The sequence below is a fragment of the Kineosporia succinea genome, from assembly GCF_030811555.1.
In the GTDB taxonomy this organism is placed as follows: domain Bacteria; phylum Actinomycetota; class Actinomycetes; order Actinomycetales; family Kineosporiaceae; genus Kineosporia; species Kineosporia succinea.
In genome coordinates, this window is record NZ_JAUSQZ010000001.1 from 3,510,440 (window position 1) to 3,532,707 (window position 22,268).

At 70.8% G+C, this 22,268-nt stretch carries 18 protein-coding genes; 14 read left to right on the forward strand and 4 right to left on the reverse strand.

Going from position 1 to position 22,268, the window contains the following annotated elements:
* Positions 1-61 precede the first annotated feature (61 nt).
* Both J2S57_RS15420 and J2S57_RS15425 read left to right on the forward strand, forming a co-directional pair.
* Entirely contained in the window at positions 62-679 is a 618-nt protein-coding gene (locus J2S57_RS15420; RefSeq protein ID WP_307243229.1) for a 2'-5' RNA ligase family protein, read from the forward strand.
* 56 nt (positions 680-735) lie between these two features.
* The gene (locus tag J2S57_RS15425) at positions 736-1,932 is read left to right on the forward strand and encodes a YihY/virulence factor BrkB family protein (protein ID WP_307243231.1); all 1,197 of its coding nucleotides are present in this window, start codon (positions 736-738) and stop codon (positions 1,930-1,932) included.
* A gap of 71 nt (positions 1,933-2,003) precedes the next feature.
* Here the strand turns inward: J2S57_RS15425 and J2S57_RS15430 are convergent, their stop codons facing one another.
* On the reverse strand, positions 2,004-3,287 hold the full coding sequence (locus tag J2S57_RS15430) for a D-alanyl-D-alanine carboxypeptidase family protein (RefSeq protein ID WP_307243233.1): 1,284 nt from the start codon (positions 3,285-3,287) through the stop codon (positions 2,004-2,006).
* A 73-nt stretch (positions 3,288-3,360) separates the two neighbouring features.
* Positions 3,361-4,590, reverse strand: a complete 1,230-nt coding sequence (locus J2S57_RS15435) for a glycosyltransferase family 4 protein (protein WP_307243235.1) — start codon at positions 4,588-4,590, stop codon at positions 3,361-3,363.
* A gap of 209 nt (positions 4,591-4,799) precedes the next feature.
* Between J2S57_RS15435 and J2S57_RS15440 the strand changes: the two genes are divergently transcribed.
* From J2S57_RS15440 to J2S57_RS15485, 10 genes are all read left to right on the forward strand, one after another.
* Positions 4,800-5,927 carry a mannose-1-phosphate guanylyltransferase gene (locus J2S57_RS15440; protein WP_307243237.1) on the forward strand — a complete coding sequence of 376 codons (1,128 nt, stop codon included), beginning with the start codon at positions 4,800-4,802 and terminating at the stop codon, positions 5,925-5,927.
* A 53-nt stretch (positions 5,928-5,980) separates the two neighbouring features.
* Positions 5,981-6,703: a methyltransferase domain-containing protein gene (locus J2S57_RS15445; RefSeq protein ID WP_307243241.1), complete on the forward strand. Its 723-nt coding sequence runs from the start codon at positions 5,981-5,983 to the stop codon at positions 6,701-6,703.
* A complete protein-coding gene (locus tag J2S57_RS15450; RefSeq protein ID WP_307243243.1) occupies positions 6,700-7,776 on the forward strand; it encodes a type III polyketide synthase in 1,077 nt (358 codons plus the stop codon). Before J2S57_RS15445 ends, J2S57_RS15450 begins: the two co-directional genes overlap by 4 nt.
* Before the next feature lie 64 nt (positions 7,777-7,840).
* Positions 7,841-9,019: an amidohydrolase gene (locus J2S57_RS15455; protein ID WP_307243246.1), complete on the forward strand. Its 1,179-nt coding sequence runs from the start codon at positions 7,841-7,843 to the stop codon at positions 9,017-9,019.
* A gap of 284 nt (positions 9,020-9,303) precedes the next feature.
* The gene (locus J2S57_RS15460; protein WP_307243248.1) at positions 9,304-10,356 is read left to right on the forward strand and encodes a BMP family lipoprotein; all 1,053 of its coding nucleotides are present in this window, start codon (positions 9,304-9,306) and stop codon (positions 10,354-10,356) included.
* Positions 10,357-10,480: 124 nt separating this feature from the next.
* On the forward strand, positions 10,481-12,046 hold the full coding sequence (locus J2S57_RS15465) for an ABC transporter ATP-binding protein (RefSeq protein WP_307243251.1): 1,566 nt from the start codon (positions 10,481-10,483) through the stop codon (positions 12,044-12,046).
* Positions 12,043-13,170, forward strand: coding sequence for an ABC transporter permease (locus J2S57_RS15470; RefSeq protein WP_307243253.1), 1,128 nt, complete (start codon positions 12,043-12,045; stop codon positions 13,168-13,170). The genes J2S57_RS15465 and J2S57_RS15470 overlap by 4 nt, the downstream gene beginning before the upstream one ends.
* Positions 13,167-14,414, forward strand: coding sequence for an ABC transporter permease (locus tag J2S57_RS15475; protein ID WP_307243255.1), 1,248 nt, complete (start codon positions 13,167-13,169; stop codon positions 14,412-14,414). Before J2S57_RS15470 ends, J2S57_RS15475 begins: the two co-directional genes overlap by 4 nt.
* A gap of 74 nt (positions 14,415-14,488) precedes the next feature.
* Positions 14,489-14,935 carry a cytidine deaminase gene (locus J2S57_RS15480; protein ID WP_370882652.1) on the forward strand — a complete coding sequence of 149 codons (447 nt, stop codon included), beginning with the start codon at positions 14,489-14,491 and terminating at the stop codon, positions 14,933-14,935.
* Positions 14,936-15,309: 374 nt separating this feature from the next.
* Positions 15,310-16,599 carry a thymidine phosphorylase gene (locus J2S57_RS15485; protein ID WP_307243260.1) on the forward strand — a complete coding sequence of 430 codons (1,290 nt, stop codon included), beginning with the start codon at positions 15,310-15,312 and terminating at the stop codon, positions 16,597-16,599.
* 82 nt (positions 16,600-16,681) lie between these two features.
* On the opposite strand, the gene J2S57_RS15490 is transcribed toward J2S57_RS15485, so the two are convergent.
* Positions 16,682-19,051 (reverse strand): glycoside hydrolase family 65 protein, encoded by a 2,370-nt coding sequence (locus tag J2S57_RS15490; protein WP_307243262.1) that lies wholly within the window; start codon positions 19,049-19,051, stop codon positions 16,682-16,684.
* Positions 19,048-19,824 carry a beta-phosphoglucomutase family hydrolase gene (locus J2S57_RS15495; RefSeq protein ID WP_307243264.1) on the reverse strand — a complete coding sequence of 259 codons (777 nt, stop codon included), beginning with the start codon at positions 19,822-19,824 and terminating at the stop codon, positions 19,048-19,050. The genes J2S57_RS15490 and J2S57_RS15495 overlap by 4 nt, the downstream gene beginning before the upstream one ends.
* A gap of 112 nt (positions 19,825-19,936) precedes the next feature.
* Between J2S57_RS15495 and J2S57_RS15500 the strand changes: the two genes are divergently transcribed.
* Positions 19,937-21,037, forward strand: coding sequence for an ATP-dependent DNA ligase (locus J2S57_RS15500; protein WP_307243266.1), 1,101 nt, complete (start codon positions 19,937-19,939; stop codon positions 21,035-21,037).
* A 109-nt stretch (positions 21,038-21,146) separates the two neighbouring features.
* A complete protein-coding gene (ligD, locus tag J2S57_RS15505) occupies positions 21,147-22,253 on the forward strand; it encodes a non-homologous end-joining DNA ligase (RefSeq protein ID WP_307243269.1) in 1,107 nt (368 codons plus the stop codon).
* Positions 22,254-22,268 lie beyond the last annotated feature (15 nt).

The window sequence follows — 22,268 nt, forward strand, 5'->3', positions numbered from 1 at the left end:
CCGAGCGGTGACCAACGCGGTGACCAAATCGGTGACGGAGCAGTGGTGAGGTGGTGACGAGGTGGTGACGGGGATCCCGGAGCCGGCCGGTGGCAGGCAACGCCGGGCCGCTCCGCCGACCATGAGCATGGCGGTCATCCGGCCGCTGTCCGAAGACGTGGTCACGATCGGCGTGGTGCTCGACATCCCGCAGCCGCACGCCGATTTCCTGCGGCAGTGCCGCGCCGACTTCGGCGACCCGCTGGCCGCGGAGATCCCGCCGCACGTCACGCTGCTGCCGCCCACCCAGGTGCCGGCCGACGACGACCGGGCGATTCAAGACCATCTGCGCGCGGTCACGTCGGTCACCCCTCCGTTCCGGATGACGCTGGCCGGTACCGGGTCGTTCCGGCCGATCTCGCCGGTGGTCTTCGTGACCCTCGAAGACGGCGCCGAGCACTGCGCCGACCTGCAGCGCCTGATCCGCACCGGCCCGCTGAAGCGCCCGCTCGAGTTCGACTACCACCCGCACGTCACGGTGGCCCACCACCTCGACGACGCCGCCATGGACCGGGCCGAGGCCGAGCTGGCCGGCTACCGGTCGAGTTTCGACGTCACCGGGCTGAACTTCTACGAGCACGGCAAAGACGGGGTGTGGCAGTTGCGCCGCCGGTTCGGCCTTCAGGGGGAACCGGGCTAGAGGTCCGTTTCGGCCCCGGCGCGCGCACCGGGCCCGGTTTGCTGGACACTGAGCGCGTGAGCGACACGACCACAACGGGGAAGACACCGGCCGGCCTGCTGGCTCGGGCCCAGCGCTCGGTGCCGTGGCGGGCCTGGCAGCGCTACGGCAAGGCACGCGGTGGGGTGCTGGCCGGGGGCATGGCCTACGCGGCGTTCTTCTCGATCTTCCCGGCCCTGGCCGTCGGGTTCACCGTGTTCGGCCTGGTCGTCGGCGACGACGAAGACATGCAGAGCCGGGTGATCGACGCGGTCAACGACGGCGTCGGCACCACCGTGATCAGCCCGATCGGGCGCACCGGCGGCATCGTCTCGATCGACACCCTGACCGGCTCCAGCGAGCTCACGATCGCCGGCATCGTGGGTCTGGTCGGCTTCCTGTTCACCGGCCTGGGCTGGCTCGACGCGATGCGCGAGGGTGTGCGCGCGATGTTCGGGCAGCTCACCCTCGAGGGCAATTTCGTCGCCACCAAGGCCCGCGACCTGGGCGTGCTGGTCAGCCTCGGCCTGATGATGCTGGTCTCCGCCGTCGCCGGCATCTTCGTCAGCGCCTCCACCGGTGTGCTGCTGGGCTGGATCGGCATCGACGAGGGCTCCACGTTCGGCCGCATCGCCCTCGGCATCGCGGGCACCCTGCTGGTGCTCGGCGTCGACACCCTGATCTTCATGCTGCTGTTCCGGCTGCTGTCCGGCGTGCGGCTGCCCAACCACGACCTGTGGGACGCCGCGCTGTTCGGCGGTATCGGCCTGGGCGTGCTCAAGCTGCTGTCCGGCGTGCTGCTGAACAGCGCCTCGAACAACAAGTTCCTGGCCACCGCCGGCATCGCGCTGATCCTGCTGGTCTGGCTCAACCTGGTCTGCCGGCTCACGCTGCTGGCCGCGGCCTGGGGCGCCACGATGGCCGTCGACCGGGGTCACCTGGCCGACACCGCCGCCACCCCCGCGTCCACACTCACCGTGACCCGCGAGAAAGCCGGGACGGCCACCGTGACCGGGCCCGCCGCGTCCGCCAACCCCGCCGCCGCGGGCGTGCGCACCGCCACCCCGATGCCGCCCGCGCAGTACTCGCCGGTGGTCAGTCCCCGTGCGGCCGACCGGGTCTCGGTCGCCGCGGGGGCGGTGCTGGGGGCCGCCGGCTTCCTGGCCGCACGCACTGCGGTGGGGGCGGCGAAGTCGGTCGGCAGCGTCTTCCGGCGCGATCACGACGACGACTGAAACCCGGCCGACCACGATGGTGGACGTTGCGGCACCCGGGTGCCACAACGTCCACCATCGTGGTTGTGGGCTCAGTAGCGGTGACGGGACCGCTCTTGCCCGCGGGCCTTACGGTTGCGGGCCCGCCGGTTCGCCGCCAGCACCGGGCGCAGGCCGAACAGCGCGGCGCCCAGCAGCAGCACGCCGGTGAGGGCGAGCGGCCAGAAGCGGATCATGTCTTGCGTGGTGCTGCTCAGGGGCGTGGCGGGCAGGGCGGCGTTCAGGGCGGAGCTGCCCGACCCGTCGGTCACCGGGCCCGCGGTGGCGCTCGGCGACGTGCTGACCGGCGGCTCACCGGCCGCCGACACCGGTGCGATGTCCGGGCCGGTCATCGCCGTGACCTCGCCCGGCTCGACGAGGTGCCCCACCGCGTTCGCCTTCTGGCCGTTCTTGAAGGCCCACTTCAGCAGGTCGCCGCTGGGCGTGTAGATCGAGCCCTTCACCCGCATGACCACCGCGATGTAGTGGTGGCCCTGGTACGAGGCGGCCGACACGTTCGTGCCGAGAGCCTTGCTGGTGTAACCGTTCTTGACGCCCATGATGCCCGGGATGTAGCCGAGCAGGCGGTTGTGGTTCTGGATCTGGTAGTGCTTGCGCTTGGTGAGTGACGTGCCCTTGTTGGGGAACGCGTACGACTGGGTGACCATGATCTTGGCCAGTTGCTCGTCCTGCAGCGCCGAGGCACCCACCAGGGCCAGGTCGTAGGCGCTGCTCACCTGGCCCTTGGCGTCGAGCCCGCTGGTGTTGCGCACGACCGTGTCGAACGCGCCGAGCTCGGTGGCCTTGCGCTGCATCTGCGCGACCGCGCTCGCCTGCCCGCCGGCCAGGTTGCCGAGGGCGTTCGCGGTGTCGTTGCCACTGGCCATGATCAGGCCGTGCAGCAGGTCGTCGACCGTGTAGCGCGAGCCCTCGACGATGCCGACGCGGGTGCCGTCGATCGCCTCGTCGGAGTGGGTGCCGGTGTAGACCTGCTCGGCGTCGAGCTGCGGCGCGATGGTCAGCGAGGTGAACAGCTTCAGCGTGGAGGCCGGGCGCAGCGGCACGTGCACGTTCTTCGCGGCCAGGATCTCGCGGCTGTCGAGGTCGGCCACCAGCCACGAGGCGGCGTTGACCTTCGGCGGCGCGGCGACCCCGGACGGCAGGTCGGTGAGCGTCTTGGTGCTGATCAGGCTCTCGCCGCCGACCCAGGAGACCGCCTTCGGCAGGACGAAGTCGTCTTTCTTCTCCTTGGCCTGCGCGGGAGCGGCGATCAACGTGAGAGCGGTGGCGAGCACGGCGACGACGGGGAGCCGGAGCGGGCGGTGGGAAGTGGACATCGTGCTTCCGAGCGTACCTTCCGGGTCTGGACGTCCGGTCAGGAACGCACGACGAGGGCCGCCCGCCCCGCCGTCACGAAGCGACGACCGCGCGGGTCGAGAGCACGCCGCGGTAGTGCGCGACGAGTTCCTCACCGAGCAGGTCCCAGGTGTTGCGCTGCACCCCGACGCGACCGGCGGCACCCATCCAGCGGCGCTGTTCCGGGTCGTCGGCCAGGCTCTGCACGCAGCGGCGCAGGTCGTCGTCGTCCTCGGGGGCGTAGAGCAGGCCGTTCGTGCCCGGGGTGACCAGGTCGAGCGGGCCACCGGCGGCCGGGGCGATCACCGGCACACCGCTCGCCATGGCCTCCTGCAGGGTCTGCCCGAAGGTCTCGGAGGTGCCGGTGTGCACGAACAGGTCGAGGGCGGCGAAGGCGTCGGCCAGGTCGTCGCCGTCGCGCCAGCCCAGGAAGGTGGCGTTGCGCAGGGTGCGTTCGAGCGTCCGGCGGTGCGGGCCGTCGCCGACGATCACCAGGCGCACGTTCGGCAGCCCCCCGAGCGCGGCCAGGCGCTGCACCCGCTTCTCGGTGGCGAGGCGGCCGACGTAGCCGACGAGCACCTCACCGTTCGGGGCCAGCTCCGCCGTCAGCTCCCGCACGGCCGGGGTGGCGCGGCGGTCGGGATGGAACCGGTCGCTGTCCACACCGCGCTGCCACAGGGCCAGGCGCGGCACCGCGTGCGCCCGCAGCTCCCGCATCGCCGCGCTCGAGGGCGCCAGCGTGAGGTCGGCCTGCGAGTGGATGCGGCGTACCCAGCGCCAGGCGGTGCTGGCCAGCACGCCCAGGTGGTGCCGCGCCGCGAAGGCCGGTACGTCGGTCTGGAACACGGCCACCGTGGGCACCCCGAGCTGCCCGGCCGCGGTCACACCGACGGCGCCCAGGACGAAGGGGGAGGCGAGGTGCACGATGTCCGGCCGGAAGCCCGAGAGCGTGCGCAGCACCTTGGAACTGGGCATGCCGACCGGGAACTGCCGGTAGCTGAACGAGGGCACACCGACCACCGGGAACCCGGCGAAGCTCGCGGGAGCCGGGCCGGGGCAGATGACGACGGCCTCGTGGCCCTGACTCGCCAGGTGGTCGAGCACCCGGCAGACGCTGTTCGTGACGCCGTTGCCGGTGGGCAGGAACGATTCGGCGACGATGGCGACCCGCAGCTTCCCCGATCGGGGGGCGCTCGCGGGGAGGATGGGGGACACGGTCCCGGCCGGGTCCTGACGCACGAGGGCCAGCTCGCTACCGGCCCCCACCACAGACTCTCGCTGCATGGGTGAAGCTTCGGCCGGTGGGGTGAGCGAAAGGGAAGCGACGATGGTGACCGAGGTGAACAGCTACCGGCCAGGTGTTTCCGGTCCGACCAGGGGCGGACCACCCATTGCAGTCATCGGTGACAGCTCGTAGGTGAAGTCGGGCCCATCGGTGACGATTCCCCTGAGTTGGTCACAGAGAGGTTGCCCAGACCTCTACCGTTGGGCAGGTGACCGACCACGCGCCTGAGTCCTCCGTCGCCCTGCCCGGCTTCTGGGCCATCGTGCCCGCCGGGGGCGCCGGCACCCGCCTATGGCCGCTGTCCCGCCAGGCCCGGCCGAAGTTCCTGCTCGACCTCACCGGGTCGGGCCGTACGCTGCTGCAGCAGACCTGGGACCGGCTGGTTCCGCTCGCCGGCCCGGGCGGGGTCACCGTGGTCACCGGTACCGCGCACGCCGAGGCCGTCACCGAGCAGCTGCCCGACCTGGTCGCGGCGAACCTGCTCACCGAGCCCACCCCGCGCGACTCCGCGGCCGCCATCTGCCTCGCGGCCGCCGTGATCATGCAGCGTGACCCGGAGGCCGTGATCGGGTCGTTCGCGGCCGACCACGTGATCCGTAACGCCCCCGGTTTCGAGAGGGCGGTGGCCGAGGCGGTGTCCGCCGCCCGGCTCGGCGAGATCGTGACCCTGGGCATCGAGCCCGACCACGCGTCCACCGCCTTCGGGTACATCCGGGTCGGTGAGGCACTCGGCCTGCGCGACGCACCCTCGGCGTACCGGGTCGAGCGGTTCGTGGAGAAGCCCGACGCCGACACCGCCACGCGCTACCTGGCCGAGGGTGGTTACCGCTGGAACGCGGGCATGTTCGTGGCCCGCGCCGACGTGCTGCTGGGCGAGCTCGAGCGCAACCGGCCGGAGCTGTACGCGGGGGTCATGCGCATCGCCAAGGCCTGGGACACCGACGAGCGCGAGGCCGTGATCGACGAGTTCTGGCCCCAGCTCGAGAAGGTCGCGATCGACTACGCCATCGCCGAGCCCGCCGCCGAGGCCGGCCGGGTCGCCGTGGTGCCCGCCGCGCTGGGCTGGGACGACATCGGTGACTGGGCCTCGCTGGCCGCGCTGCTGCCGGGTGATGCCGCGCTCAAGGTGGTGGGCGACGCCGCCCAGGTGCTCGACGTCGACTCCTCCGGCATCGCGGTGCCGGCCGGTGAGCGGCTCGTGGCGGTGCTCGGCCTGAAAGACGTGGTGGTCATCGACACCCCCTCGGCCGTGCTCGTGACCACCCGGGAGTGGGCGCAGGACGTGAAGAAGGTCGTCGAGACCCTGACCCAGCTCGGCCGTCACGACCTGCGGTGAATTGCCGGGCATGAGGTAATCCCCTGGAGGATCCGATCTTCCAGGGGAGTCGCATGCCACGCCCACGCAGGCCCCGCAACGACCCGGCCCAGTACGACGACCTCACCGAGGAGTGGTGGCCCCCGCACGGCCGGTTCGCGGCGCTGCACTGGCTGGCCCGCGCGCGCGCCGGGCTGATCCCCGATCCGCCCGCGCCGGGGTCGCCGCTGCTCGACGTGGCCTGTGGGGCCGGGCTGCTGCAGCCCCACCTCACCGGGCGGCTGGCGGGCTGGTCCCACACCGGCGTGGACCTCTCGCTGCCCGCCCTGCGTCAGGCCCGGGCTCACGGGGTGCGCGCGGTGGCGGCCGACGCGGTGCGGCTGCCGTTCGCCGACGCCTCGTTCGAGTGCGTGGTGGCCGGTGAGGTGCTCGAGCACCTGCCCGACCTGGCGTCCGCGGTCGCCGAGATCACGCGGGTGCTGGCGCCCGGCGGCACGCTGGTGGTCGACACCCTCAACGACACCCTGTTCTGCCGGATCTTCCTGGTGCACCTGGCCGAACGGGTGCCGGGCGGTCCACCTCCGGGTGTGCACGACCCCGCGCTGCTGGTCGCGCCGGAGCGGCTGCACGCCCTGCTGGCCGAGCACGGCGTGCGTCTGCACCGGCCCACCGGCCTGCGCCCGGCCGTCGGGCAGTACCTGGCCTGGGTGACCCGGCGCCGCGACGACGTGACGATGCTGCCGGTGAACTCCGTGGCCGGGGTCTACCAGGCCATCGCCACCAAGGACGCCTCGTGACCCGCCCCGGGATCCGCCCCGGGACCCGCGCCGTGATCACCGGCCAGGGCCGGGCCGCGCCGGAACCGATTGCCCAGGAGGAGATCTGGGAGCAGGTCTTCGCCCCGCGGCTGAACGGCGACCGGGTCGCCCGGCAGATCTTCCTGCGGGCCGGCATCAGCACCCGGCACGCCGCGGTCGACCCCCGCCTCGTCGACGTCAGCGGCTGGAGCACCGGCGACCGGATGCGCCGGTACGTCACCGAGGCCCGCCCCCTGGGCCGCGAAGCGGCTACCCGCGCCCTCGAGGAGGCGGGCATCGACGCGTCCGCCATCGGGCTCTTCGTGGTGGTCTCGTGCACCGGCTACGCCACCCCCGGGCTGGACATCATGCTCGCCGACGAGCTCGGCATGGCGGCCGACGTGCGGCGCCTGATCGTGGGCCACATGGGTTGCTACGCGGCGATTCCCGGCCTTCAGGCCGCAGCCGACTTCGTGCGGGCGCAGGAGAAGCCGGCGCTGCTGTTGTGCGTCGAGCTGCCGTCCTTGCACCTGCAGAACTCCGACGACCCCTCCGATCTGCAGACGGTGGTGTCGCACGCGCTGTTCGCCGACGCGGCGGCCGCCGTGGTGATCGAGCCGGACGCGCCGTCCGGCCTGGAGCTGCTGCACACCACCGCGGTCACGATCCCCGGCACCGAGGAGCTCATGACCTGGGACGTCACCGCCCACGGCTTCCGGATGGGCCTGTCGCCCAAGGTGCCCGACGTGCTCGCCGGGCAGGTGGGGGACGCGATCGGCGGGCTGGTCACGAAGTTCGGCTACGGGATGGACGAGGTGGCCGGCTGGGCGGTGCACCCGGGCGGGCGGCGCATCGTGGACGTGGTGGAGGAGCGGTTGCATTTGCGTCCCGATCAGGTCGCGGAGTCCCGGGAAATTCTCGACACGTACGGGAACTGCTCCTCACCCACGGTGCTGATGGTGCTGGAGTCGATTCGCCGGGGGCGTGTCCCGAGGGCGGGGGAACCGCTGGTGGCCATGGCTTTCGGGCCGGGACTGACGCTGTGCAGCGCTCTCTTGAGAACGGCTTGTTAAATACCCGCCGGTGCTCCGTTCGGGTGCCTGGAATCACACCGCCCGGGTCTATGCTCGCGGGATCGTGAACATTAACGACGTTGCTTCTCTGGTAGCCGTGTACGCCGACGAGCTGATCGACGTGCGCCGCGACATCCACGCGCATCCGGAACTCGGTTTTCAGGAGTTCCGCACCACCGGGCTGGTGTTCGACCGGCTGGCCAAGGCCGGGCTCGAGCCGCACCGGCTCTCCAACGGCACCGGCCTGTGGTGCGACATCGGCGGCGGCCAGCGCACGGTCGCGCTGCGCGCCGACCTCGACGCGCTGCCGATGATCGACAGCTGCGACCGCCCCTGGGCATCCACCCACGAGGGCGCGGCGCACGCCTGCGGTCACGACGTGCACACCACCGGTCTGCTCGGCGCCGCGCTGGCGCTGGCCGACCGGCACGAGCGCAGTCCTCTGCCGGGCCGGGTGCGGGTGATCTTCCAGCCGGCCGAGGAGAAGATGCCCGGCGGCGCGCTGAAGGTGCTCGGCGAGGGCCTGCTCGACGGGGTCGACCGTGCCTACGGCCTGCACTGCGACCCGCACACCGACGTGGGCCAGATCGGTTCCCGCGTCGGGCCGATCACCGCCGCGGCCGACCACGTGAGCGTCACGCTCACCGGGCACGGTGGGCACACCTCGCGTCCGCACCTCACCGAAGACGTGATCTTCGCCCTGGCCGAGGTGGTCACCGCCGTGCCGGGGGCGCTCTCGCGCCGGCTCGACCCGCGCGCCGGGGCGTCGATGGTCTGGGGCCGCATCAACGCCGGGGTCGCGATGAACGCGATCCCGAGCGCGGGTGAGGTGGCCGGCACGTTCCGCTGCCTCGACAGCGCGGTGTGGGCGGTCGCGGGCTCGGTCATCACCGAGACCATCCACTCCGTCGTGCAGCCCTACGGGGTGCGAGCCGAGGTCAACTACCAGCGCGGGGTGCCGCCCACCGTCAACGACGCGGCCGCCGTGGCGGTGGCCGAGGCCGCGATCAAGGCCGAGTTCGGTGACGGGGCGCTGCAACTCACGCCGCAGAGTCTCGGTGGTGAGGACTTCGCCTGGATCCTCGAGAAGGTTCCGGGGGCGATGGTCCGGCTCGGCACCCGCACGCCCGGCGGGCCGACCTACGACCTGCACCGGCCCGACTTCGACGTTGACGAGCGGGCGGTCTCGATCGCCGCGACCTTCCTGGCCTCCACGGCGCTGCGCGATCTGTACTCGGTCTGATCGGGCACGGTGCGTGACGTCCTGGTTGAGGCTCCTTTGACCGGGTGTGAGCCGTTATGCCGGTCGTGACGACCGGTTCTTCGGCCGGTGGGGCGAATGACGAACAGATTTCCAGGGTCACGGTTCGGCCACCGAACGGTGCTCGGTCTGATCGCCGCGTTTTTTGGAGCTAAGGTCGCCCCTGATACCGGCCCGGACAGGGCCGGGACCGGGGAAGTTGTCCTGGGAGTCATGTCCCGGATACCCCCGGTTCGACCGAAGCTGTAACTCAAGAGGAGGCACCTGTGCGCCGGGTGACCAAGATGGTGACGGTCGCTGCTGCTGCGACCTTCGCCCTCGCTGCCTGTGGCGGCGGAAGCTCCGAGGGCTCGAGCGGTGACAGCACCGGCTCCGCCACGTCCGACATCAAGGTGGGCCTGGCCTACGACGTCGGTGGCCGCGGCGACCAGTCCTTCAACGACTCCGCCGCAGCCGGCCTGGACAAGGCCAAGACCGAGTTCGGGTTCGAGACCAAGGAGCTCGAGGCCAGCAACGGCGAGACCGACGCCCAGCGTGAGGAGCGGCTGCGGCTGCTCGCCCAGGGCGGCTACAACCCGGTCATCGCGGTCGGCTACGCCTACGCGACGGCCCTCGGCAAGGTGGCCCCGGAGTTCGCGGACACCCAGTTCGCCATCATCGACGACTCGACCCTCGAGAAGACGGCCAACGTCACCTCGCTGGTCTTCGCCGAGGAGCAGGGCTCGTACCTGGTCGGCGCCATCGCCGCCGAGGCCTCCAAGACCGGCAACGTCGGCTACGTGGGTGGCGTGAACACCCCGCTGCTGCAGAAGTTCGAGGCCGGCTTCACCCAGGGCGCCAAGGCCGTCAACAAGGACATCAAGGTCCAGGTCAAGTACCTGAGCCAGCCGCCGGACTTCAGCGGCTTCGGTGCCCCGGACAAGGCCGAGACCACCGCGCAGGGCATGATCGACGCCGACGCCGACGTGATCTACGCGGCTGCGGGCGGTTCCGGCTCCGGCGTGTTCAAGGCGATCAAGGCCGCCGGCGCCGACCACTGGGCGATCGGTGTCGACTCCGACCAGTACCTGACCGCCGACGCGTCGGTGAAGGACATCATCCTGACCTCGATGCTCAAGCGCGTCGACACCTCGGTCTACGACTTCGTGAAGTCGGCCGTGGACGGCAAGGTCCTCACCGGCGTCCAGGAGTTCGACCTCTCCGACGAGGGTGTCGGCTACTCCACCTCGAACTCGGCCGTCGAGCCGTACGAGGCGAAGGCCGACGAGCTGAAGAAGCAGATCATCGACGGCGAGATCAAGGTCTCCGCCACCCCGTGATCGCAGATCCGCAGATCTGAGCACTACCCTGGCCGCCGTCCCACCTGGAAGTCTCCGGGTGGGACGGCGGTCCGGTTGTCCCCTCCGGAAACGGAAGTCCAGCAGTGGGAAAGGTGTCCCGTTGATGCCCGAGTCGGAAGACGCGGTGGCCGGCGGGCCGAGCGCGGGTGGCGTGGTCCCCGCGGTCGAGCTCTCAGGCATCACCAAACGGTTCCCTGGCGTAGTCGCCAACCATGACGTGAACCTGCGGGTCCGGCCCGGCACGGTGCACGCCGTGGTCGGGGAGAACGGCGCCGGCAAGTCCACGCTGATGAAGACCCTCTACGGCATGCACAAGCCGGACGAGGGCACGATCACGCTGAACGGCGAGACGGTCGTGCTGCACAGCCCCTCCGACGCGATCGCCCGCGGCGTGGGCATGGTGCACCAGCACTTCATGCTCGCCGACAACCTGACCGTTCTCGAGAACGTCGTGCTCGGCGCCGAGCCCAAGCGCTGGGGCGGCTTCGGCCTGAACCGCGCCTCGGCCCGCACGAAGATCCGCGAGATCGGCAAGCAGTACGGCCTCGAGGTCGACCCCGACGCGCTGGTCGAGCGCCTCGGTGTGGGCGACCGGCAGCGGGTCGAGATCATCAAGGTCCTCTACCGCGGCGCGCGCATCCTGGTGCTCGACGAGCCCACCGCCGTGCTGGTGCCGCAGGAGGTCGACGCCCTCTTCGACGCCCTGGGCGTGCTGAAGGCCCAGGGCCTGTCGATCATCTTCATCTCGCACAAGCTCGACGAGGTCCGCACCGTCGCCGACGACATCACCGTCATGCGCCGCGGTACCACCGTCGCCACCGCCGACCCCAAGACGGTCAGCTCCCGCCAGCTCGCCGAGTTGATGGTCGGCAGCGAGCTCCCCTCGCCGCAGACCAGCGACTCCACGGTCACCGACCGGCCGGTGCTGGAACTGTCCGGCGTCAACCTGGTCGAAGACGGCCGGCACCTGCTGCGCGACATCACCCTGACCATCCACGCCGGTGAGGTGCTGGGCCTGGCCGGGGTCGAGGGCAACGGGCAGGCCGAGCTGGTCGAGTCGATCATGGGCATGCGCACCGTCGAGAACGGCACGATCAAGCTCGTCGGCGACGACATCACCGCCTGGACCACGAAGCGCCGCCGCGAGGCCGGACTCGGGTACATCCCGGAGGACCGGCACCGGCACGGCCTGATCCTCGAGGCCCCGCTCTGGGAGAACCGCGTCCTCGGGCACCAGACCCGCCGCCCGAACGTCAAGGGCCCGCTGATCGACCGGGCCGGGGCCCGCGCCGACACCGAGCGGATCGTGCGCGAGTACGACGTGCGCACCCCGTCCATCGACGTCGCCGCCTCCGCCCTGTCCGGCGGCAACCAGCAGAAGCTGATCGTCGGCCGCGAGATGAGCGGCGAGCCCAAGCTGCTGATCGCCGCGCACCCCACCCGGGGCGTCGACGTCGGCGCCCAGTCGGCCATCTGGGACCTGCTGCGCACCGCCCGCGCCGAGGGCCTGGCCGTGCTGCTGATCAGCGCCGACATGGACGAGCTGATCGGTCTCTCCGACAGCCTGACCGTGATCCTGCGCGGCGAGCTGGTCGCCCAGGTCGACCCGTCGACCGTCACCCCCGAGCAACTCGGCTCCGCGATGACCGGGGCCGGTGAGGCAGCATGAAGCTGAACATGGACACCGTGCGCCGCGTCGGCCTGTCACTGGCCGCCCCGCTGCTGGCGATCGTGCTGTCGCTGATCATCACCTCAGTCGTGCTGAGCATCTCGGGCAACGACCCGTTCAGCACGTTCCAGAAGATGATCGAGTACGCGCAGGAGCCGCGCACCACCGCGCTGATCATCAACTCGGCCGTGACCTACTACTTCGCGGCGCTCGCGGTCTCGTTCGGGTTCCGGATGAACCTGTTCAACATCGGCGTCGACGGCCAGTACCGGCTCGCGGCGCTGCTCGCGGCCGCGGTCGGCGGGGCGGTCGAGCTGCCCGCCGTGCTGCACGTCGGCCTGATCCTGGTCGTGGCCATGCTGGTCGGCGGGCTCTGGGCCGCCGTCGCCGGTCTGCTCAAGGTCTACCGCGGGATCAGCGAGGTGATCTCCACGATCATGCTGAACTCGATCACCACCGCGCTGATCGCCTACCTGCTCACCACCGACAAGCTGGCGGTGCAGGCCGAGGGCTCGAACAACATCGGCACCAAGGAGATCGCGCCCAGCGGCCGGGTCGGCGGCCTGCCGCTGGTGCCGGACTCGCAGCTGAAGATCTACGGCCTGATCGTGCTGGCCGCGATCGTCGGTTTCCTCTACTGGTTCGTGATCGAGCGCAGCCGCTTCGGTTTCGACCTGCGCGCCACCGGCCGCAACGAGGAGGCCGCGGTCGCCAGCGGCGTCAACGTCAAGCGCATGGTGCTGATCAGCATGGCGATCTCGGGCGGTATCGCCGGCCTGGTCGGCATGCCGCAGCTGCTCGGCTCCAGTTACACCTACTCGCTGGACTTCCCGACCGGCCTGGGCTTCACCGGCATCGCGATCGCCCTGCTCGGCCGCAACACCGCGCTCGGCGTGGCGATCGGCTCGCTGCTGTGGGGCTTCCTCGACAACTCCTCGCAGATCCTCGACCTCGAGGGTGTGCCCAAGGAGATCGTCATGATCACGCAGGGAGTGATCGTGCTGTCCGTCGTCATCGCCTACGAGCTGGTGCGCCGCTACCGCCTCGTGGCGCAGCAGCGTGAGGTCGGCCGCCGGCTCAGCGAGGCCCGCCCGGAGAACGAGCCGCAGGGAGCGCAGGCATGACCGCCACGCTGGAAGAGACCACCGCCCCGGAGGCCAAGGCGGGCCTCAGCAGGCCCGTCCGCATCACCCTCTACGTCGTCGTCGGCCTGGTGGTGCTCAGCCTGATCCGGGTGATCACCGGAGCCACCGACCTGACCTCCAACGGCACCGTCAGCGCCGCGCTGATGCTGGCCGTGCCGATCGGCCTGGCCGGTCTGGGCGGTCTGTGGTCGGAGCGCGCGGGCGTGGTCAACATCGGCCTCGAGGGCATGATGATCCTCGGTACGTTCGGCGCCGGCTGGATCGGCTGGCAGCACGGCCCCTGGGCCGGTGTGCTGATGGCCGTGGCCTTCGGCGCCATCGGTGGCCTGGTGCACGCCGTCGCCACCGTCACGTTCGGCGTCGACCACGTGGTGTCCGGTGTCGCGATCAACATCCTCGGCCTCGGCGCCACCCAGTACCTGGCCGGCGAGCTCCTCGCCGACACCCCCGGTGGCGGCGAGACCCAGTCGCCGCAGATCTCCGGTCTGCCCAAGCCGTCGGTGCCCGGGCTCACGTCGGTGCTGGAGCCGCTCGAGAGCCACCACTGGTTCCTGCTCTCCGACCTCGCCGGGATCCTGCGCGGCCTGCTCACCAACGTCTCGATCCTGACGATCATCTCGATCCTGCTGGTGATCGCCACCTACGTGATCCTCTGGCAGACCCCTTTCGGCCTGCGCCTGCGCTCGGTCGGAGAAGACCCGCACGCCGCCGAGTCGCTCGGCGTGAAGGTGCGGCTCTACAAGTACGTGGCCGTCGTCGTCTCCGGTGGGCTCGCCGGCCTGGCCGGTGCGTTCCTGGCGATCGTGGCCTCGAGCCTGTACCGCGAGGGCCAGACCGGTGGCCGTGGGTACATCGGTCTCGCCGCGATGATCTTCGGTAACTGGCGTCCGGGTGGCCTGGTCGCGGGTGCGGGCCTGTTCGGCTACACCGACGCCATGCAGCTGCGCAACGCCACCGCCGTGCACGCGCTGCTGCTGGTGGTCTTCGCGCTGCTGCTCGTCGTCACCGCGCTCAACCTCTACCGCCGCCGCTGGGTCACCGCCGGCGTCGGGCTGGTGTTCGCCGTGCTGTCGCTGGTCTGGTACCTCGCCACCGACGAGCTGCCCGGCCCGATCACCACGATGACCCCGTACGTGACCACGCTGCTCGTCCTGGCCCTGGCCGCCCAGCATCTGCGGATGCCCAAGGCCGACGGGCTGGTCTACCGGCCGGAGGGCAAATGACGATGAGGGACGACGTGGGCACCGGCGAGGAGGGGGCCGCCGGTCAGCGGGCGGCCGCCGAGGCCGACCCGGACCTGTACCCGGGCCGGGTCGCGGGCGATGCCGACCCGCACCAGATCGACTGGGTGGCGCTGCGCTCGCAGGCGCGGTTCATCATGCAGAAGGCCTACGCGCCCTACTCCGGCTTCCCGGTGGGCGCGGCGGCCCTGGTCGACGACGGCCGCATCGTGACCGGCTGCAACGTCGAGAACGCCTCGTACGGCGTGGGTCTGTGCGCCGAGTGCGGGCTGGTCTCGTCGCTGAACGCGACCGGGGGAGGGCGCCTGATCGCCTTCACCTGCGTCGGGCCGGACGGTGAGAACCTGATGCCGTGCGGGCGCTGTCGTCAGCTGCTGTACGAATTCGGTGGGCCCGAGCTGCTGGTCGAGACCAGCCACGGCATCGTCCCGATGACCCAGGTGCTGCCCGACGCCTTCGGGCCGGCCGACCTGTCGCGGGCGACGGGGCCGACGCACACCTGATCGCACACCTGATCGCACACGTGTGCGGAAGATCGGGAGCCGCTCCGGGGACATCCGGAGCGGCTCCGGTGTTTTGGCGGCCGGGCATCTGGGGTTCTGCCGGCTCCCGCCCTGCACCCGTGACAACCATGGGCGGGCGTGGCGCGTGCCCCGGGTGGGTGGGCTCTGGCCGGGCGCCGGGCGCCGGGCGCCGGGCGCAGGGCGCCGGGCGCAGGGCGCCGGGCGCCGGGCGCAGGGCACAGGGCGCAGGGCACAGGGCGCCGGGCGCAGGGCGCAGGGCACAGGGCGCCGGGCACAGGTCCGTACGCGCCCGGCAGAAGAAGTGAGCGGCCCTCCCACCGCCACCCCACGCGTCCCTTCGTTAACCTCGCGACATGACCGAACCCTTCGCCGCCGTCGACGTCATCGCGGCCAAGCGAGACCGCAACCGCCTGAGTGACGCGCAGATCGACTGGGTGGTCGACGCGTACACCCGCGGCGTCGTGGCCGACGAGCAGATGTCCGCGCTGCTCATGGCCATCCTGCTCAACGGCATGCAGCCGGAGGAGATCTCTCGCTGGACCGCCGCGATGATCGCGTCCGGCGAGCGCCTGGACTTCGGCGGCCTGTCCCGCCCGACCACCGACAAGCACTCCACCGGCGGCGTGGGCGACAAGATCACCCTGCCCCTGACCCCGCTGGTCGCCGCGCTCGGGGCGGCCGTGCCCCAGCTGTCCGGCCGCGGTCTCGGCCACACCGGGGGCACGCTCGACAAGCTGGAGTCGATCCCCGGCTGGCGCGCGCGGCTCAGCAACGCCGAGATGGCCCGCCAGCTCGAGGACGTCGGCGGCGTCATCTGCGCCGCCGGTGAGGGCCTGGCCCCGGCCGACCGCAAGATGTACGCCCTGCGCGACGTCACCGGCACGGTCGAGGCGGTGCCGCTGATCGCGTCGTCGATCATGAGCAAGAAGATCGCCGAGGGCACCGGGGCGCTGGTGCTCGACGTGAAGGTCGGCTCGGGCGCGTTCATGAAGAGCGAGGAGCAGGCCCGGGTTCTGGCGCAGACCATGGTGCGGCTCGGTACGGACGCCGGGGTGAACACCGTGGCGCTGCTGACCGACATGTCCACGCCCCTCGGGCTGACCGCCGGCAACGCGCTCGAGGTCCGCGAGTCGCTGGAGGTGCTGGCCGGCGGCGGACCCCCCGACGTGGTCGAGCTGACGATCGCCCTGGCTCGCGAGATGCTCGAGACCGCAGGTATTTCCGCCGATCCCGAGGCCGCCCTGAAGGACGGCCGGGCGATGGACTCGTGGAAGAAGATGATCGCCGCGCAGGGCGGTGACCCGGATGCCCCGCTGCCGGTCGCGCAGCACACGCACCAGGTGCTCGCGCCCGCCGACGGGGTGCTGGTGAGCCTCGACGCGATGGCGGTGGGGGTGAGCGCCTGGCGTCTGGGGGCCGGTCGCTCGCGCAAGGAAGACCCGGTGCAGGCCGGGGCCGGTGTCGAGATGCACGCCAAGCCGGGTGCCGAAGTCAGCGCCGGGCAACCGCTTTTCACGCTGCACACCGACACTCCCGAGCGGTTCGAGCAGGCGGTCGAGGCGCTCGAGGGTGGTTACGTGATCGCCCCCGTGGGCAGCCGGCCGGAGCCTCGTCCGCTGATCATCGATCGCATCACGGCCTGAGAAGCCTGAGAAGCCAACCAAATGTGGGACGCTCACCAGCCCTGAAGAGGGCTGGTGAGCGTCCCACATTGATCGCCGGAAACTACCCGCGCTGCATCGGCTCCCGGCCGAACGGCTGGGACGGCTTCGGGCGGGTCGGGCTGGGCGGCACCGCCAGGGTGACCGGATCGCCCAGCTTGAGCGTGACCAGGTCGCCGTGGTGGAGGATGTCCATCTCGTCCTCCGGGTTGCGCTCGTGGTCGGTGAGCAGATAGGTCGCCTGCTTGCCGTCCGTCTCCACCCGCAGGCGCAGGCCCTTGTGGGTGATCGTGAAGGCGAGCCGGTCGAGCCCGTCGGGCAGACGCGGCGCGAAGGCGAGAGTGCCCGACGTGTCGCGCATTCCGCCGAACCCGGCGACCAGTGACATCCAGGTGCCCGCCAGTGCGGCGATGTGCAGCCCGTTCGTCGTGTTGCTGTGCAGGTCGTGCAGGTCGGTGAGGGCGTTCTCGATGGTGTAGTCGTACGCCAGGCCGAGGTGCCCGACCTCGGCCGCCATCACCGACTGCGTGCAGGCCGACAGCGACGAGTCCCGCACCGTGAGCTTCTCGTAGTAGGCGAAGTTCGCCGCCTTCTGCTCCGGGGTGAAGGCGTCGCCGCGCAGCTGCATGGCCAGCACCAGGTCGGCCTGCTTGACGACCTGCTTCCGGTACAGCTGCACGTACGGCATGGTCAGCAGGAGGGGGTAGTCCTCCTCGGTGAGCGACTCGAAGTCCATCACCGCGTGCTTGGTGAAGTTCTCGGCCTGCTCGTGCACGCCCAGCGCCTCGTTGAAGGGGATGAACATCGCGTCGGCACACTGCCGCCAGATGCTGATCTCCTCCGCCGTGACCTCAAGTGCCGCAGCCTCTTCGGTGTAGCTCGAGGCGGCGGTGGCGGCGGCCCGGAGGTTCCGCTGGGCCATGAGGTTGGTGTAGACGTTGTTGTCGGTGATCGCGCTGTACTCGTCCGGCCCGGTGACCCCGTCGATGCGGAACCAGCCGTCGCGGTCGAACTGGCCGAACGACTGCCACAGCCGGGCGGTCTCGACCAGCAGGGGCAGGCCGATCTCCCGGTCGAACTCGTCGTCTTCCGTGGCCCCGTGGTAGCGGATCACGGCGTCGGCGATGTCGGCGTTGATGTGGAACGCCGCCGTGCCGGCCGGCCAGTAGCCGGAGCACTCGTCACCGTTGATCGTGCGCCACGGGAACGAGGCACCCTTCAGGCCGAGCGTGGCCGCGCGGTCTTTCGCCTTCTGCAGGGTGCTGTGCCGCCAGCGCAGGGCGTCGGCCGCCGCGCGCGGGGCGGTGTGGATGAGCACCGGCAGCACGAAGGTCTCGGTGTCCCAGAAGCAGTGGCCGTCGTAGCCCGGGCCGGTCAGGCCCTTCGCCGAGACCGGCCGCTGCTCCGCCCGGGCACCCGCCTGGATGATGTGGAACAACGCGAAACGCACGGCCTGCTGCAGCTCTTCGTCACCGTCGACCTCGACGTCGGCGCGCGCCCAGAACTCGTCCAGGTACTGCCGCTGCTCGGCCCGCAGGTCGTCCCAGCCGGTGTGGATGGCCCCGGTCAGGCCGGCCGCCACCTGGTCACGCAGGGCCGGGAGCGAACGCTGCGAGCTCCAGCCGTAGCTGACGAACTTGATCAGCCGCAGCTTCTGGCCCGGCTTGAGGGTGGCGGTGACGGTGAGGCGGCCCCAGTCGGGGCGCACGCCCCAGTTGGTGGACACCTTGACGCCCTCGGGCACCTCGATGACGTGCTCGGCCGCGGCGGCCACCCGGCGGCCGCTGTGCCGGGTCTCGTGCACCAGCGTGATGCGGTTGCCGTTGCAGTCGTGCTCGAGCGCCTGGAGCGGATTGTGCATGGCTGCGGCCACCCGCGGGTCGACCGAACCGCTCTCGGGCATCTGCTCGTTCGCCACCAGCTCGGACTGCAGCACCACGCGGGCGGTCTCGTGCAGCGGCTCGACCTCGTAGGCGATGGCCATCACCGAGCGGTGGGTGAACGAGACCAGCCGGGTGCTCGTGACCTTCACCGCCTGGTCGGCCGGCGAACGCCACTCGACCTCGCGGGTCAGGGTGCCCGCGCGCATGTCGAGCACCCGCTCGTGCTTGTCGAGGTGGCCGTAGCGCAGGTCGAACGGCTCGTCGTCGACGAGGAGCCGGATCAGCTTGCCGTTGGTCACGTTGATGACCGTCTGACCGGACTCCGGGTAGCCGTAACCGGCCTCGGCGTGCGGCAGCGGCCTTCTTTCGTAGACCGAGTTCAGGTAGGTGCCCGGCAGGCCGTGCGGTTCCCCCTCGTCCAGGTTGCCGCGGATGCCGATGTGCCCGTTCGAGAGGGCGAAGACGGACTCGGTGGATCCCAGGTCGTCCAGATGGAGCTCGGTCTCCCGGATGCACCAGGGTTCGACGGTGAAGGCGGCTCGGCGATTCATGCGGCGTTATCTATCAGCTGAGCGAGATCGGTAACCACCACATCAGCACCATGCTGGGACAACGCCGCTGCGTGGCCGACCCGGTCGACCCCGACGACGAGGCCGAAGTCACCGTCGCGACCCGCCTCGACACCGGCGATGGCGTCTTCGAAGACAACGGCCTGACGGGTCTCGACGCCCAGCAGACGGGCGCCCTCGACGAAGGTCTCGGGGGAGGGCTTGCCGTGCAGGCCGTTGGCGATCGCGTGCTGCGCGTCGACCCGGGCCTCGACGAACTTCTCCAGGCCGGTCACCTTGAGGATCTCGGCGGTGTTGGCGGAACTGGAGACCACGGCGATGCGCAGCCCGGCGGCCTGCGCGGCCTCCAGGTAGCGCACGGAACCCTCGTAGACGGTGACGCCCTCGGAGGCGATCTTGGCGTGGACCAGGTTGTTCTTGCGGGTGCCGAGCCCGTTGATCGACTCGGTCTCGGGCGAGTCGTCGGACTCGCCCTCGGGCAGCGTGATGTTGCGGGAGGCCAGGAAGCTGCGCGTGCCGTCCTGCCGGCGCTTGCCGTCGACGTACTTCACGTAGTCGGTGGCGATGCCGAAGGGCACGAACTCCTCACCGAGGCGTTCGGCCCGCTCCTGGAGGTAGGAGTCGAACATCTCCTTCCAGGCGGAGGCATGCACCGACGCGGTGTCGGTGATGACGCCGTCCAGGTCGAAGAGACAAGCCAGTACGGGTTCGGGGAGGCCGACGTCTCGCGGCCGCGCGATCTGCGGATCGGACATGCGCCCAAGCAGACCACAGCGGGCGCCCGATCGCAGACGCGATCGGCCGCGCGTGCGGTGACATTGCCTGTCTTTCCTGTCGTCGCGGGCTGTCGGTGACACGATGGGCGGCATGGATCTGCCCGTGATGCCGCCGGTCAAACCGATGCTGGCGAAGTCGGTGCCGGAGATTCCCGACGTCGGTCACGTCGAGCCGAAGTGGGACGGATTTCGCACGATCGTCTTCAAGGACGGCGACGAGATCGAGCTCGGCAGCCGCAACGAGAAGCCGATGACGCGATATTTCCCGGAGCTCGTCGAGGCGCTGCGGCAGAACCTGCCGGAACGCTGCGTGGTGGACGGCGAGATCGTCACCATCGTCGGTGACCGTCTGCAGTTCGAGGTGCTGCAGCAGCGCATCCATCCCGCCGCCAGCCGGATCAAGCTGCTGGCCGAGCAGACCCCGGCCTCGTTCATCGCCTTCGACCTGCTTGCGCTGGGTGACGAGAACCTCATGGAGCAACCGTTCTCGGAACGCCGGGCGCGGCTGGTGCAGGCCCTCTCGGCCGCGAAGGCCCCGGTGTACTGCACCCCGGCCACGACCGACCTGGAGACCGGCCGGGAGTGGTTCGGCATGTTCGAGGGCGCCGGGCTGGACGGGGTGGTCGCCAAACCGCTGGACGGCCCGTACCTGCCCGACAAGCGAACGATGTTCAAGGTGAAGCACGCCCGCACGGCCGACTGCGTGGTGGCCGGGTTCCGCTGGCACAAGAGCGGGCCGATCGTGGGCTCGCTGCTGCTCGGGCTCCACCGCGAGGACGGGTCGCTGCAGCACGTGGGCGTCGCGGCGTCGTTCCCGATGGTCCGGCGGGCCGAGCTGGTGGAGGAGCTGGAGCCCTACCGGATGGCCGTCGAGGAGCTGGGCGAGCATCCGTGGGGCCAGTGGGCCGAGGCCCAGGCGCACGAGCACCAGCGGATGCCCGGCAACGTGTCGCGCTGGAACGCCACGAAAGACCTGTCGTTCGTGCCGTTGCGGCCCTCGCTGGTGGTGGAGGTGGCCTACGACCAGATGGAGGGCGACCGCTTCCGGCACACGGCCCAGTTCCGGCGCTGGCGTCCCGACCGGGAGCCGGCCAGCTGTGGCTACGACCAGCTGGAGCGGCCGGTGAACTTCCGGCTGGAGGACGTGCTGTCGCCGGTGGGTTCGAAGGCGCCGAAGATCGTGGGCGATTAGTTCCGGGCGGGGCGGCGGTCTTGAGTGGCGGCGCGGGTTTCGGGCCATGGGGGACGCGGTGGTCGCCCCGGCGACCCTGGTGAGTTGTCGAGGACGAGGAGAGGGCGCGATGGCCGGCAAGAGCGCGGCGGTGCAGATCGAGGTCGAGGGGCCGGAGGGCACCCGGTCGGTGCGCCTGTCCAGTCCGGAGCGGGTGCTCTACCCGGACGAGGGGCTGACCAAGAAAGACCTGGCCGAGTACGTCGTCGCGGTGGGCCCGGCGCTGGTGCGGGCCCTGGGCGACCGCCCGGTCTCGCTCGAGCGGTTCCCGGAAGGCCTGGGCGGCGAACGGTTCTACTCCAAGAACCCGCCCCGCGGCGTGCCCGCCTACGCCCGCTCGGTCACGGTCACCTACCCCAGCGGGCGCAGTCACCCGCAGCTCGTGGTCGACGAGATCGCCACCGCGGTCTGGGCCGTGCAGATGAACACGCTGACCTTCCACCCCTGGCCGGTGCGCAGCGAGAACCCCGACAACCCCGATGAACTGCGCCTCGACCTCGACCCGCAGCCCGGCCGCGACTACCAGGACGCGGTGACGGCGGCCCGGCAGCTGAACGACCTGCTGGCCGAGCTGGGCCTCACCGGCTACGCGAAGAGCTCGGGCAACCGGGGCGTCCACGTGTTCGTCCCGATCCGGCCCGACCACGAGTTCCTCGACGTGCGTCACGCGGCCATCGGCATCGGGCGTGAACTGCAGCGTCGCGACCCGGATCTGGTGACGATGGACTGGTGGAAGGAGGAGCGGGGCGAACGGGTCTTCGTCGATTTCAACCAGTGCACCCGCGACCGCACCATGGCCGGCGCCTACAGCCCGCGTCCTCTGCCGCACGCCCCCGTCTCCACCCCGCTGACCTGGGACGAGCTGGGAAGCATCGACCCGAGAACCCTGACCGTGCGCACGGTTCCGCAGCTCCTGGCCGACCGCGGCGACCCCTGGGAGTCCATGCACGGCGATGCCGGTGACATCGCCCCGGCGCTCGCGCTCTGGCAGAAAGACCTCGACAACGGGCTGGGGGAGCTGCCGTTCCCGCCCGACTACCCGAAGATGCCCGGCGAACCCAAGCGGGCGCGTCCTTCCGTCTCGAGAAGCGACACCGAGGGCATCGCCGACCGCGACTGGTACGCCGACCCCAAGCGGTGGGACGGAGACCGGCCGAAAGAGCCGGAGGGCTCGTGAGCCGAATGGGCAATT

What these genes read in the sequence shown, in the direction of transcription:
- J2S57_RS15430 (WP_307243233.1), bottom strand. Translation starts at nt 3,287, where the DNA reads ATGTCCACTTCCCACCGCCCGCTCCGGCTCCCCGTCGTCGCCGTGCTC.
- J2S57_RS15435 (WP_307243235.1), bottom strand. Translation starts at nt 4,590, where the DNA reads ATGCAGCGAGAGTCTGTGGTGGGGGCCGGTAGCGAGCTGGCCCTCGTG.
- J2S57_RS15445 (WP_307243241.1), top strand. Translation starts at nt 5,981, where the DNA reads ATGCCACGCCCACGCAGGCCCCGCAACGACCCGGCCCAGTACGACGAC.
- J2S57_RS15465 (WP_307243251.1), top strand. Translation starts at nt 10,481, where the DNA reads ATGCCCGAGTCGGAAGACGCGGTGGCCGGCGGGCCGAGCGCGGGTGGC.
- J2S57_RS15470 (WP_307243253.1), top strand. Translation starts at nt 12,043, where the DNA reads ATGAAGCTGAACATGGACACCGTGCGCCGCGTCGGCCTGTCACTGGCC.
- J2S57_RS15475 (WP_307243255.1), top strand. Translation starts at nt 13,167, where the DNA reads ATGACCGCCACGCTGGAAGAGACCACCGCCCCGGAGGCCAAGGCGGGC.
- J2S57_RS15485 (WP_307243260.1), top strand. Translation starts at nt 15,310, where the DNA reads ATGACCGAACCCTTCGCCGCCGTCGACGTCATCGCGGCCAAGCGAGAC.
- J2S57_RS15490 (WP_307243262.1), bottom strand. Translation starts at nt 19,051, where the DNA reads ATGAATCGCCGAGCCGCCTTCACCGTCGAACCCTGGTGCATCCGGGAG.
- J2S57_RS15495 (WP_307243264.1), bottom strand. Translation starts at nt 19,824, where the DNA reads ATGTCCGATCCGCAGATCGCGCGGCCGCGAGACGTCGGCCTCCCCGAA.
- J2S57_RS15500 (WP_307243266.1), top strand. Translation starts at nt 19,937, where the DNA reads ATGGATCTGCCCGTGATGCCGCCGGTCAAACCGATGCTGGCGAAGTCG.
- ligD (WP_307243269.1), top strand. Translation starts at nt 21,147, where the DNA reads ATGGCCGGCAAGAGCGCGGCGGTGCAGATCGAGGTCGAGGGGCCGGAG.